This window comes from Cytobacillus gottheilii (assembly GCF_900166665.1).
Classification (GTDB): domain Bacteria; phylum Bacillota; class Bacilli; order Bacillales; family Cytobacillaceae; genus Cytobacillus; species Cytobacillus gottheilii_A.
The window spans coordinates 2,348,689-2,361,397 of the sequence record NZ_LT800494.1; the positions used below are offsets into that span (position 1 = coordinate 2,348,689).

14 protein-coding genes are annotated in these 12,709 nt (G+C 40.1%); 13 read left to right on the plus strand and 1 reads right to left on the minus strand.

Annotated elements, in window-relative coordinates; genetic code table 11:
* Positions 1 to 6 precede the first annotated feature (6 nt).
* From B7E07_RS11635 to B7E07_RS11660, 6 genes are all read left to right on the plus strand, one after another.
* Positions 7 to 756 carry an ABC transporter ATP-binding protein gene (locus tag B7E07_RS11635; protein WP_257391440.1) on the plus strand — a complete coding sequence of 250 codons (750 nt, stop codon included), beginning with the start codon at positions 7 to 9 and terminating at the stop codon, positions 754 to 756.
* Entirely contained in the window at positions 753 to 1,508 is a 756-nt protein-coding gene (locus B7E07_RS11640; protein ID WP_080846022.1) for an ABC transporter permease, read from the plus strand. The genes B7E07_RS11635 and B7E07_RS11640 overlap by 4 nt, the downstream gene beginning before the upstream one ends.
* Positions 1,505 to 2,503: an ABC transporter substrate-binding protein gene (locus tag B7E07_RS11645; RefSeq protein WP_080846023.1), complete on the plus strand. Its 999-nt coding sequence runs from the start codon at positions 1,505 to 1,507 to the stop codon at positions 2,501 to 2,503. The genes B7E07_RS11640 and B7E07_RS11645 overlap by 4 nt, the downstream gene beginning before the upstream one ends.
* A 2-nt stretch (positions 2,504 to 2,505) precedes the next feature.
* A complete protein-coding gene (locus B7E07_RS11650) occupies positions 2,506 to 3,270 on the plus strand; it encodes an SDR family oxidoreductase (RefSeq protein WP_080846024.1) in 765 nt (254 codons plus the stop codon).
* A 356-nt stretch (positions 3,271 to 3,626) separates the two neighbouring features.
* Positions 3,627 to 5,084, plus strand: coding sequence for an anion permease (locus B7E07_RS11655; protein WP_373886052.1), 1,458 nt, complete (start codon positions 3,627 to 3,629; stop codon positions 5,082 to 5,084).
* Between the two features lie 141 nt (positions 5,085 to 5,225).
* Positions 5,226 to 5,894 (plus strand): NAD(P)H-binding protein, encoded by a 669-nt coding sequence (locus B7E07_RS11660; protein ID WP_080846026.1) that lies wholly within the window; start codon positions 5,226 to 5,228, stop codon positions 5,892 to 5,894.
* 138 nt (positions 5,895 to 6,032) lie between these two features.
* On the opposite strand, the gene B7E07_RS23740 is transcribed toward B7E07_RS11660, so the two are convergent.
* Positions 6,033 to 6,206 carry an SE1832 family protein gene (locus B7E07_RS23740; RefSeq protein WP_176215182.1) on the minus strand — a complete coding sequence of 58 codons (174 nt, stop codon included), beginning with the start codon at positions 6,204 to 6,206 and terminating at the stop codon, positions 6,033 to 6,035.
* Positions 6,207 to 6,413: 207 nt separating this feature from the next.
* Between B7E07_RS23740 and pcp the strand changes: the two genes are divergently transcribed.
* From pcp to B7E07_RS23745, 7 genes are all read left to right on the plus strand, one after another.
* A complete protein-coding gene (gene pcp / locus B7E07_RS11665; protein ID WP_080846027.1) occupies positions 6,414 to 7,031 on the plus strand; it encodes a pyroglutamyl-peptidase I in 618 nt (205 codons plus the stop codon).
* Entirely contained in the window at positions 7,018 to 7,761 is a 744-nt protein-coding gene (gene pxpB, locus B7E07_RS11670; RefSeq protein WP_176215183.1) for a 5-oxoprolinase subunit PxpB, read from the plus strand. Before pcp ends, pxpB begins: the two co-directional genes overlap by 14 nt.
* 37 nt (positions 7,762 to 7,798) lie before the next feature.
* Positions 7,799 to 8,566, plus strand: a complete 768-nt coding sequence (locus tag B7E07_RS11675) for a LamB/YcsF family protein (protein ID WP_080846029.1) — start codon at positions 7,799 to 7,801, stop codon at positions 8,564 to 8,566.
* Positions 8,563 to 9,426: a 5-oxoprolinase subunit C family protein gene (locus tag B7E07_RS11680; protein WP_080846030.1), complete on the plus strand. Its 864-nt coding sequence runs from the start codon at positions 8,563 to 8,565 to the stop codon at positions 9,424 to 9,426. The genes B7E07_RS11675 and B7E07_RS11680 overlap by 4 nt, the downstream gene beginning before the upstream one ends.
* Positions 9,427 to 9,758: 332 nt before the next feature.
* Positions 9,759 to 10,793, plus strand: coding sequence for an EAL domain-containing protein (locus B7E07_RS11685; protein WP_080846031.1), 1,035 nt, complete (start codon positions 9,759 to 9,761; stop codon positions 10,791 to 10,793).
* A gap of 140 nt (positions 10,794 to 10,933) precedes the next feature.
* On the plus strand, positions 10,934 to 11,923 hold the full coding sequence (locus B7E07_RS11690; RefSeq protein ID WP_080846032.1) for a beta-ketoacyl-ACP synthase III: 990 nt from the start codon (positions 10,934 to 10,936) through the stop codon (positions 11,921 to 11,923).
* On the plus strand, positions 11,913 to 12,709 hold a 797-nt coding region (locus B7E07_RS23745; protein WP_080846033.1), incomplete at its 3' end, for an ATP-grasp domain-containing protein. The genes B7E07_RS11690 and B7E07_RS23745, both read left to right, overlap by 11 nt.

Here is a 12,709-nt window from a genome sequence, read left to right on the forward strand (position 1 = left end):
GTGGACTTGTTGAGCTTTTTACACATTCAAGATGTTTGTTTTTCATACGGTAATCTACGAAACATCATCGATCACGTTACCTGGCAAATTGAAAAGGGAGAATTCCACTGTCTGCTTGGCAAAAGCGGCTGCGGGAAAACAACCTTGATTAAACTTGCTGCTGGTTTACTGCGTGCTGAAGAAGGGCAGATCGTGATCAATCAGAAGAAGGTTACGAAGCCTTCGAACGACTATGGCTTTGTTTTTCAATCGCCCACTTTGCTTGAGTGGAAAACCGCGCTTGAAAATGTCCTTCTGCCGATCACATTGAAGAGAAAAATGAGAAATCAGGATCAGGAGGAAGCCACTTCATTGTTAGCACAAGTTGGATTATCAGATTATATTCATCACTATCCATCTGAACTTTCTGGAGGTCAGCAAAGCCGGGTCGCGATTGCAAGAGCACTTATTCAGAAACCAAGCATTCTCTTTTTAGATGAACCATTCGCTGCTTTAGATGCCATTACGCGGGAAGAACTGCAGCATGACCTGCTTCAATTGTGCAAGGAGCAGCAAACAACCGTTCTGTTTATTACCCATGATATTACAGAAGCCGTATTTTTAGCAGATAGGATCGCGGTGATGGACAAAGGCAGGATCATTTTTGAAACAAAGATTAACTTGGAAAAACCACGGCTGGAACATACACGTTATAGTGAGAAATTTAACACATACAGCAGAAGAATCCGAGAGGTTATGGGGAGTACAGGATCATGAACAAATATGCAGTGGTATCCATTGGACTGTTTCTCATCTTGGTCATGATCTGGGAGTTTGCCTCACAGCAGCTTTCACAACTGATTTTGCCTTCACCGATTGTTATTGTTCAAACGTTATGGACACATATCAGCAGCGGTTACTTTCTTCCTCATATTTGGAGAACGATTTCGGAAGTGCTGTTAGGTCTTTTGCTTGGAGGATTATTTGGATTTACAGCTGGCATTGTCATGGGAGAATCAGTCTTTTTCCGCAAAGTACTGACGCCCTATCTGATTGCCAGTCAGGCAGTGCCTAAGCTTGCATTAGCTCCACTATTCATCTTGTGGTTTGGCTTTGGCATGACATCTAAGGTTGTGATCACAGCTTTAGTTTGTTTTTTCCCGATTCTAGAAAACACGATGAGTGCGATGAAGTATAGCAATAACCAGCAATTAGAATTGTTTAGAATGCTGGGTGCCAGCAGGTGGCAAACCCTCATTCATTTAAAAATCCCCGCTGGCATTCCTGCCATTATTGCCGGCTTGCGTGTAGGGGCAGTTTTAGCATTAGTTGGAGCGGTAGTAGGTGAATTTATTGGCGGCAGTGACGGACTTGGAGCTGTCATCATTGCTTCGCAGGGCATGATGGATACGCCTCTTATGTTTTCTAGCCTTATTCTCCTCACATTGCTCGGTATGATTGTTTATCAAAGTGTCAATCTGATTGAACATAAATATTTTGCGAAATATACAAGGAGACCAAATAAATGAAAAAAACAGCGATTTTAATATTATGCACATTCTTTTTGCTTTGCGGCTGCAGCACCGCCACTCAGAATGCTGGAAAGGATGAAGAAACCCAACAACTGACCATCGCCAATTGGAGCAAGCTGATCACAGAGCAGACCAACTTGCTGGTTGATGAGGAAAAACAGTTCTTTTCGAAGAATGGCCTAGATGTGGAGATCGTTCCAGGTAATGGGGGAGGAGATGCGATTAAAAACATCCTTTCCGGAAAAGCAGACATCGCCTTTACAGATCCAGGATCATTATTTTATGCATTAGATCAAGGTGAAAAATTGAAGGTCATCTATAATATATATCCGCAGAATGTGTTTAATATTGTGAGTTTAAAAGAAAACAACGTAAGCAAACCAGAAGATTTAAAAGGAAAAACGGTTGGTGTGTATAGTTTGTCCAGCGGCACACGGCAAAATTTGCTGATTGCACTTCACCATGCAGGACTGACAGAAAACGATGTAAAAATCGTTGAAACAGGATTATTGAATTTTGCTCCGCTCATGCAGGGGCAGGTGGATGCAACAGCTGCTACTGATACAGGTCTCTATACTGGACAGCAGAAGGGGCTTGGAGAGGTAGATATTATCGAAGTGAAGGACTATCTCAATATGCCAAGTGATCTGTTTGTTGTGACAGAAAAATATTATAACGAAAATAAAGAACTGCTGAGCAAGTTCCTGCAATCTTACAAAGAAAGTGCTGAATGGATGATTGAGCATCCAGAGGAAGCAGCAGAATTAGCCGCTGATTATGCTATAGATGGCCAGGATACGGCTATGAATCTGGAAATTATTAAACTTCGGAACACAGCAAGTATATATAAAGAAGACGACCGCCGTTTAGGAGAAGTGGATATAGAGGTCTTGCAGGCAGCGGCTGATACGTACTTTGAGCTTGGATTAATTCAGCAGGAGCTGCAGCTGGGTCAAGTTGTTTCTGACCTATTGTCCGAGGAGAGTGAATGAGAATGAATATGGAGGGAAAAGTCGTGCTTGTGACCGGTGCCTCACGAGGCATTGGCGCCAGCATTGCGACCGCATTTGCAAGAGAAGGAGCTTTAGTGATCATCAACTATCTGCAGAACCATGCTGCGGCAGAAAGTGTGGCGAAGGAATGCACGGAACTTGGCGGTGAAGGCTGGGCAATACAAGCAGATGTGACAGATGAGGAGCAGGTGGCCAAAATGGTTCAGCAAGTCATCTTAGAGGCAGGAACCATTGATGTATTAGTTCATAATGCCTTTAAATCTTATATTTTTGATGTGGAGAACAGAAGACCAGCAGGTGAGCTTTCATGGGAACATTATCTGCAACAGATAGATGGAAGTTTACGCTCTGCGTATTTGATGAGTCAGGCAGTTATTCCTCATATGAAAAAACAGTGCAAAGGCAGCATCATTAATATGACTACTAATCTAGTAGACAGACCAATTGTTCCTTATCATGATTACACAACCGCCAAAGCAGCTTTAACCGGCTTTTCAAAGAATCTTGCTGCTGATTTAGGTCGTTTTGGCATTCGTGTGAATTGTGTGGCACCGGGTTTAGTCTATCCAACAGATACAACGAAACATACAAAAGAAGATGTGAAAAATATGATTATCTCGCAAACCCCATTGCGGAGATTGGCAAGACCGGCTGATCTGGCTGGACCTGTATTATTTTTAGCATCTGATTGGAGCGAATTCATTACAGGACAGACAATAACCGTGGATGGCGGTTTTGTTATGTAGAAAGCAGTCTGAGTGCTTACTCACTAGCACTCAGACTGTTTTTTTAATAGGCTCTTATCTAAAAAGATTGTTGTTACTAAACAAGTTTTCTGTTTGGAAAAGGTTTCTATATTTACTTACTTTAATTACTAAATTATTTCTTTATTTTCTTTACCTATATGGATTGGAAAATTTTCAGTATTCTAAAAGTGTAACAGGAGATACTAAAAATATGAGTGAGTGACAGGAGAACGGATCATTAAGAAACAAGTTCAGCATGTGAAAAAATATTTGAAAGCAGGAGTTTACTTAAATATAATTGTGAAACTACTCACAATTATTGCTTTCAAAAAGATGGTAAGATGGGGGTCTGTATTTTGAAAAATAAAAAGTCGTCTGAAGTTTTAAAGCCTGCAGGTAAGAAAACTTCTGAAGTAAATTACAAAACATTATTACTGACGATCCTTATAGGAACAGCTTTATGGTTCATTCAGCCGCCTGGTGATCTGACAGAACAAGCGTGGCATTTATTCGCGATATTTGTTGCAACCATCATAGGTCTCATTTTGAAACCTATGCCGATGGGAAGTGTGGCAATCTTAGCACTAACTTCTACCGTTGTTACGCAGACACTGACTTTAGAACAGTCGCTAAGCGGCTTTCAGAATTCAACCATATGGCTTATTGTCATTGCATTTTTTATTTCAAGAGGGTTTATAAAGACGGGGTTAGGAACAAGGGTTGCCTATATTTTTGTTAAGAAATTCGGAAAGAAGACCCTAGGTTTATCTTACTCCCTTATAGCAAGTGATTTGCTTTTATCACCTGCGATGCCATCCAATACGGCTAGAGCGGGCGGGATCCTGCTGCCGATTATCAAGTCGCTTTCTGAAACCTATGGTTCCCGTGTTGGTGATGGAACAGAGAGGAAAATTGGCGGGTTTTTAACAAAGGTGTCTTTTCAAGGAGATATGATAACATCTGCAATGTTTTTAACAGCAATGGCCGCAAATCCTCTCGCAGCTCAAATAGCCAGTGATATTTCTGGTGAACAAATTTCTTGGATTGGTTGGGCAGCTGCTGCTCTTGTGCCTGGAGTTTTAAGTTTGATTTTGATTCCTATTATAATCTTAAAATTATATCCTCCAGAAATTAAAGAAACGCCAGCAGCATCCGAAATGGCAAATCAAAAATTAACAGAAATGGGTCCGCTAAAGAAGCAAGAGTTTTATATGATTGGTGTATTTCTATTAATTTTAGGACTCTGGATCTTCGGATCAAATATTAATATCAATGCAACGACTACAGCATTTATTGGGCTAATAGCTCTTCTTGTCACTCAGGTTCTTACTTGGGGAGATATTAAAAAAGAAGAAGGTGCATGGGATACGTTAGTATGGTTCGCGGTTTTAGTTATGATGGCCGGTTTTCTAAATGAACTTGGGATGATTCCTTGGTTTACAGAAACAATGCAGGGTGCTGTAAGCGGAATGTCATGGATCTTAACTTTGATTATTCTATCTGTTGTTTACTTCTATTCACATTACTTTTTTGCAAGTAACACTGCCCATGTAAGTGCGATGTATGCTGCCTTTTTAGCTGTTCTGGTTGCATCAGGGGCGCCGCCTCTTGTTTCTGCCTTGTTATTAGCTTTTTTCAGTAACCTATTTGGCTGTTTGACCCATTATAGCTCTGGTCCTGCCCCAGTATTTTTTGGAGCTGGCTATGTGACTCAAAACAAATGGTGGTCACTAGGATTCATCATTTCGGTGTTTCATATCATCGTATGGATTGGAATTGGAGGTTTATGGTGGAAGGTACTTGGCTTATGGTGAAAACAGACACTTAGTTGCTCGTTTCTTCCATAAGGATCGCCTTTAAAATTTGTTTTCTACTTTTCCTAATCTAAGAATTAGACTGGTTTCCTTATTCCCTTTATAATAGCTGTATATTATAGAAGGAACGGAGACACACACATGCCCAAAACCGCTGTTATTGCCGGTGCGACCGGATTAGTAGGGAAAGAGCTTCTCACTTTGCTGTTGAACGGATATGCATATGATAAGGTGATTGCACTCGTACGCAGACCACTGCATATAAAACATGAAAAATTAACAGAAATGATTTGTGACTTTGACCAGCTGGAAACGTATGAAGAAGTGTTTAAAGCAGATGATATCTTTTGCTGTTTAGGCACAACCATTAAAAAAGCCAAAACGCAAGCAGCCATGTACAAGATTGATGTTGATTATCCTGTTGCGATGGCAAAGCTTGCAAAGAAGAAAAAAGCCAAGCATTTTCTATTAATCAGCTCAATGAACGCCAACCCAAATTCAAAAATTTTTTATTCAAGAATGAAGGGGGAGCTTGAGCAAAAAATAAAGGCTTTGAATCTGCCGGCGTTTAGTATTATTCACCCTGCCCTGCTTGTTGGCAATCGGGATGAATTTAGATTGGGGGAAGGAGCCGCTATTACGTTCTATAATATTTTATCAAAGCTGTTTTCCCCTTCAAAACTTAGCTCAATTGGCATTGCAGCAGACGTGGTAGCAGAGGCCATGTATCAAATTGCACAGCAGGAAAAAACAGGAACAGTAACTTATTCATCAAAGGATTTATATAAAATAGCAGCACAAAACAAATAAGACGCCGAAATGGCGTCTTTTGATCATTTAATGATTTGAAGGATTTCGCTGGTGATGAGTGATGGATTAAGTATTAGTGTATGCTGCCGCTATTACCACCTACAGGATCTTAAACTGTTTGAAACTTTGGTTATTTTTTTACTCCGTCTTCATCCGATGATATGACTGCAGTTCCTCTTCAATACTCTTCATGCGCTCTTCCTGGGCAGCTGTTGAACGACCAAACGATTCAAGTTTTTCAACATCGTCCTGCAGCCGTATATACTCCATTTTTAATTCTGCGATTACTGCTTCAATTTGTTTTTCATTCATGTTTTTGCCCCCATTCGAGATATTAGACTCATAGAGATAGTATAACAAGCTATAACAGAAAACAAAAACAGATAATTTATCAGTCAGTTTTGAATTTAGGAAGTTTTCATTCTATTAAATATGCTATGATGAAGGATAACGATAGAATAATCGGGTATGCAAATAATAAAGGATATTCTTAAATTATGGAATGGAAGGACTTTTCTCATGAAAACTTTACTACTGACAGGTTTTGAACCATTTTTACAATTTACCATTAACCCTACTATGAAAATAGCATCTGAATTACATGAACAAACAATCGGTGAATATCAAATTCAGTCAAAAATTTTGCCAGTTGATTTTCGCATCGCTGGACAACAACTGCTTACATACATAGAAAAATATAAACCAGATGCAGTCATTTCGTTAGGGCTAGCTGGCGGCCGATATAAAATAACGCCAGAACGAATCGCCATCAATATCAATGACGGCGAACCGGATAATAGCGGAAATAAGCTTGAGGACGAACCCATTATTGAAACTGGTGCAGTCGGGTATTTTTCAACACTGCCAATAAGAAAGATGGTTCATTCTCTGCTGGATCATCAACTGCCTGCTGAGATTTCCAATTCTGCTGGAACATATCTTTGCAATCATGTTATGTACCAAGCCCTGCATTATGCTCAAAAAGAGCAGAGCAAAATGAAAGCAGGGTTTATTCATATACCAGCTTCACATGAATTGGCTGTACAGCATGGGAAAATCCCAAGCTGGTCACATGAAGATTTACTTAAGGGGATCAAGCTTTGTATTGAGGTGCTTTCAGCTGATGAAAGATCATAAAATCCTGCCAACTGTCATGCAAACAGGAGAGCGCAGCATCAGGTTCTCTTTTGGAGACGAAATCTCTGATGGAGTTTTCCGGCAGATACGGTGGTTTTGCGATTTAATTGAAAATAACAAAGCCTTTGATGTGGAAGATGTGGTGCCAAGCTACACAACCGTGCATGTTTATCTGGCTTCTGCAAATCCACTTCCTTTAAATTGGGGTTATGAACTATTCGAATTGTGGAATAGATTGGATTTCAAACAAATGAAGCTCACAAACGCTTTTAAAAGAATTGAGATTCCAGTTTGTTATGATCCCGCCTTTGCTCTTGATCTTCAAAGAGTGGTGGATCATACGAATTTAACGGAGAAAGAGATTATTCAATCTCATACAGCAGCCTCTTATGCTGTATATGCAATTGGATTTTTGCCGGGGTTTCCTTACCTTGGCGGTTTGCAGCCGGAATTGGCAACACCTAGATTAAAGGTGCCAAGGGAAAGAGTCGAAGAAGGAACTGTCGGCATTGGCGGAGCTCAAACTGGTGTTTATCCTGTCGGTTCACCTGGGGGCTGGAATATTATTGGACGTACCCCGCTTTCTCTTTATGACCCTAATCGGACAATTCCATTTCTCTGCAGTGCAGGTGATATTGTAAACTTTAAGTCTATTTCGATCGAAAAATACACAGAGATCAAAGAACAGCTGCTGCACCATCCGGATGATATTCAGCAGTGGATCACTTAAGAAAGCAAAGAATTAGCACAGGAAACAAAAGAGGTGAATGATGAAAATAGATATAAATGCAGATGTCGGTGAAAGCTATGGTGTCTTTAAAATAGGAGAAGATCAGCACTTATTTCAGAATATTACTTCTGCCAATATTGCCTGCGGCTTTCATGCTGGCGACTATAATGTGATGCAAACTTCTGTAGCGCTGGCGGCTGAAAGAGGCATAGCGGTCGGTGCACACCCTGGATATCCGGATCTTCATGGCTTTGGAAGAAGAGTCCTTGATATGAGTGTCAGGGAAATTTATAACTGTCTTGTTTATCAAATTGGAGCCTTAAAAGCTTTTTGTGATGTGAATGGAATTTCCCTTCAGCATGTTAAGCCGCATGGAGCCCTTTATAATAAGGGCACAAGCGATGTAAAGGTTGCAGCAGCCATTGCCGAAGCTGTATATGATGTTGCTCCCCAGGCCTTTTTATACGGATTAGCTGGCAGCGAGCTGCTTAAACAGGGGTACAAAATAGGGTTAAAAACAGCAGCAGAAGCATTTGCTGATCGAACTTATACAGAAGAAGGCTATTTGACGAATCGCAGTCATCCGCACTCTGTCTTAAGTGACCGTGACGTCATTTTAGAGCAAGTTAAACAGATTGTCCTGCACAAAAAAGTTCGCACCGTTACTGGAAGCTGGATTTCCTTGGATGCCAAAACAATCTGTTTCCATGGAGATGGACAAAATGCGGCTGCCATTACACATCTTATCAGAACAGAGCTAGAAAAAGATGGAGTAACATTTCAATCAGTAGGCGATATGACATGATTCCGATCCTTAAAGTCAGAAAACCTGGCATCTATAGTTCTTTTCAAGACCTTGGCCGCAGAGGATATCAGAAATACGGCATCCCTATTTCCGGGGCTCTTGATCGCAAAGCTTTTTCATTAGGCAACTATATTATGAGAAATGACCAGAATGCAGCTGCGCTTGAAATCTTATTACAGGGGCTTGAGTTAGAAGTGCTGTCACAGCATCGCTTGCTTTTTACCGGAAGAGAAATTAATGCAACCTTAGATAGTAAGCCCCTTCCCATGTGGAAAACATTCACCGTTCAGAAAGGGCAGATTTTAAAAATAGGTGGAAATCAAGAATCAAAAATAAGTTACCTTATTCCTGAAACAGGCTTTCATGCACCGCAATTTCTTAATAGTTCCTCCGTATTTCCAAAAGGAAAGCTCGGCAAATTACTCTCTAAAGATATGATTCTTTATGCAGCCGGACCAGCAAGTACAGGCGGAGAACGGGGACTTATAGCAGATGAAATTCCATTGTATCAATCCGAAGTGACCGTAAATGTGTGGAAAAGTGCTCATCAGCATTTATTTACCCAAAATGCTATAAATGCATTTGAAAGCTCGGAGTATGTGTTGAAAACGGGTGATCGAATGGGATTTTTCCTAAGTGGTCCACTCTTACAAGCAGAAGAGGGACATGATATTCTTTCAGAGGCTGTTCAATTCGGTAGCATTCAAGTACCAAAAAGCGGCCAGCCTATTATTCTAATGGCAGATGCTCAAACGATTGGCGGTTATACGACCATTGGCAAGGCTGCAGAGGAAGACCTATGGAAGCTTGCCCAGCTGCCAATTGGCGGAAAAGTTCGATTTCGTTTTATAGATCAATAAAACGGAGACCTCATTTAAAAAAGAAACGCAGGATTATGGAAATATAGCGAAACCTGCGTTTCATCCTCTTTTTCTCTATAAATCTTCTTACTGATTCTCCATTATTCTCTTATCCTTCAATCGTGAATCTTCTTTCTTCAAATGATTAAAATGCCTATATTAAATTCTTTTTTTACATTGTGTTCTCCTTTTAAGGTAGCATTGAAAAGGGGATTTATTTTATATGGAATAAACTGCTATGTATATTTAATCATTTATTTCGGGTTTATAAATAGTAAAATTGAATTAGATCATATATACTAAAAGAACTATAGCAATGTGGGGTGTGGATCATGAGCTGTGATATATGTCATCCAAAAGCATTTGGTTACACAGTATATTTTTCAGAAAATAATCAAGCAGACAAATTGATTCAATACGTATCAGAAGAAAATAAGCAGATCGGGTATATGATTAACGAGAGAATGGTTTGGGTGCTGGAACCCGTTTTCTTTGATTTTTTGGATTATGCAGAGGTACATTTAAATATGGATCATATTTTTGCAGTCCAATCTGATCGCTTAGATCCGCTAAAAGAGCTTCAATCTCTCAAAAATGCGCGAGAGTTTCAGCCTTTGAGAGAAGCTAGCTGGGTGGATGAAATCATTATTAAGAAAAACTTAACTACACATTATCAGCCAATTGTGACGGTTGAGAATGGCCTGGTGAAAATTGTAGGACAAGAACTGCTTTCAAGAGGACTGTCAGAAGAAGGTGAGCTGATCTCTCCTTTTCATATGTTCGAAGCAGCTCGAGTGCGTAATCGCCTTTTTGCATTAGATCATGCATGCAGAATCAATTCGGTCAGTCATGCTGGAGAGGTAGAGAAGGATCAGCTGATCTTTATCAATTTTTTGCCGACAGCCATTTATTCTCCAGAGCATTGCTTGAAAAGCACGCTTGAGCTGATTGAAAAGAAAAACATTAAACCTTCCCAAATTGTGTTCGAAGTAGTAGAAACCGATGAAGTGAAAAATATTGCTCATTTAAAGCGAATTTTAGAGTTTTATAGAAAGCATGGGTTTCAATATGCGTTGGACGATGTAGGTGTTGGCTATAATGGCATTAATAAAATAAGGGAGCTTAAGCCTGACTATGTCAAACTGGCGCTCGAATATTCAAACGGAGTAAGCAGAGATCCAGAGAAACAAAAAATGGCGAAATCTGTATTAGAGATTACACATGAGCTGGGCGGAATTGCTCTCGCTGAAGGGGTAGAAGAGGAAGAGGATTTCCTATACCTGCAAGAGCTTGGCTTTGATTTATTTCAAGGCTATTATTTTTCAAAACCTGCTCCAAAACCAATTGTTCAGCTTCAGGCAAGCTGAGCTTCTGCAGTGCATGCTGAATGCACTGCAGTTTTTTTAATTTTACTGTATTCTATAACCTATTAGCATCAAAATTTGGTAGTATAATAGATTGTAATATGTTACTTTTTAAGTAATTATATGGTTGAGGTGTAATTCCAATGGTCAGAAAAGTGAGAATAACAGGAATGGGCATTTATTTACCTAAGCGGATGGTAACAGCTGCAGAAATAGATCAGCTGATTGGAGCAGCACCTGGCTGGAGTGAAGCAAAATCCCGAGTTAAACAGCGATATTTTATTATAGATGAAACAGCTTCCTATATGGGAGCAAAAGCAGCAGAAATGGCATTAAAAAATGCAGGAATGGGTTTACATGATATTGATTGTATTATTAGCGGAAGCGGCACGATGGAGCAAGCTATTCCATGCAACGCTGCTCTGATTCAAAAAGAGCTTGGCTTAGAAAACTCAGGTATTCCGGCGTTTGACATTAATTCAACCTGTTTAGGGTTTGTTGCTGCCCTTGATGTCGTCAGTTATATGATTGATGCGGGAAAATATAAGCATGTTCTGATCATAAATTCCGAAATTTCCTCTGTTGGCTTGAACTGGCGGCAGGATGAAAGCAGTGTGCTATTCGGTGACGGAGCAACTGCGGCGATTATCAGCAAGAGTGAAGACAGGTCGGGAATGATCAGCTCAAGAATGGAAACATATAGTGCAGGTGCGGCTTTCTCAGAGATTCGCGGAGGAGGCACAAAGGTACATCCGCGTCACTATCGTGAAGAGACGAAAGATGATTTTTTATTTGATATGAATGGCAAAGCCATTTTCAAAATGTCTTCAAAACTAATGAATCCGTTTATAGAGCAGCTTTTTAGCGGAACAGGATTAAGGATGAGCGATATCAATATGGTTATCCCTCACCAGGCAAGCTGGGCAGCGATGAAGATTATCCGCAAAAAACTGAATGTGGAAGAAGAGCGATTTATGAGTATTATCGAAAACTATGGAAATATGATATCTGCGTCCATACCGCTTGCCTTGTATAAAGCCATCGAGCAAAAAAGGATCCAAAGGGGCGATACAATTTTGCTGCTTGGAACCTCAGCTGGTTTAAGCATCGGGGGGATGGTCCTTGAATATTGAGGCTGTGCTCGTTACCGGAGCCAGATCACCCGCCGCTCTGCACCTATGCAGATTGTTAAATGACGCTGGACTGAATGTGTATGGAGCAGATAGTGATCCTTATTCACTTACAAAAGCCTCGAACTCATTAAAGAAATTTATTCTTCTGCCTTCAGCGAAGTTCGAAACGAATACTTATATCAGCAAACTAAATGAGATCATATTAACCTATAAAATTGACTGTATAATCCCTACATGTGAGGAAACGTTCTACTTATCTAAAAAAGAAAAGGAACTAAAGTGCCCAGTTTTTGCAGGAGGTTTTCAGCATTTGGAGGTTCTGCATAATAAAAATTCGTTTATTCAGCTTGCGAACAACTGCGGGCTGCCAGCTCCGCAGACTTGTGAATTAACAAATAAAGCAGCCGAACAATATAGTCAATTGGTAAACGGTTTTGTTGTGAAGCGTAAATTCTCACGTTTTTCGGATCATGTGATCTTTGGAAAAAGTACTGAAGACATTCCACATACTTTGTTTGAAGATGCTCATGCATGGATCATCCAAGAAAAGCTGACAGGAATTCAGTATTGTTCATACTCCATTGCAAAAGAAGGAAAAGTTGTTTTGCATTCTGTTTATAAAGCTGAATATACGGCCGGTGAGGGTGCGTCGATCCATTTTCAGCATGAATCAAGAGCGGATATAGAGAACTTTGTTCAATTCATTGTGGATAAATTGCATTATACAGGCCAAATTTCCTTTGATTTTATTGTAAATGAGAGCAATCAAGCCATTCCGATTGAATG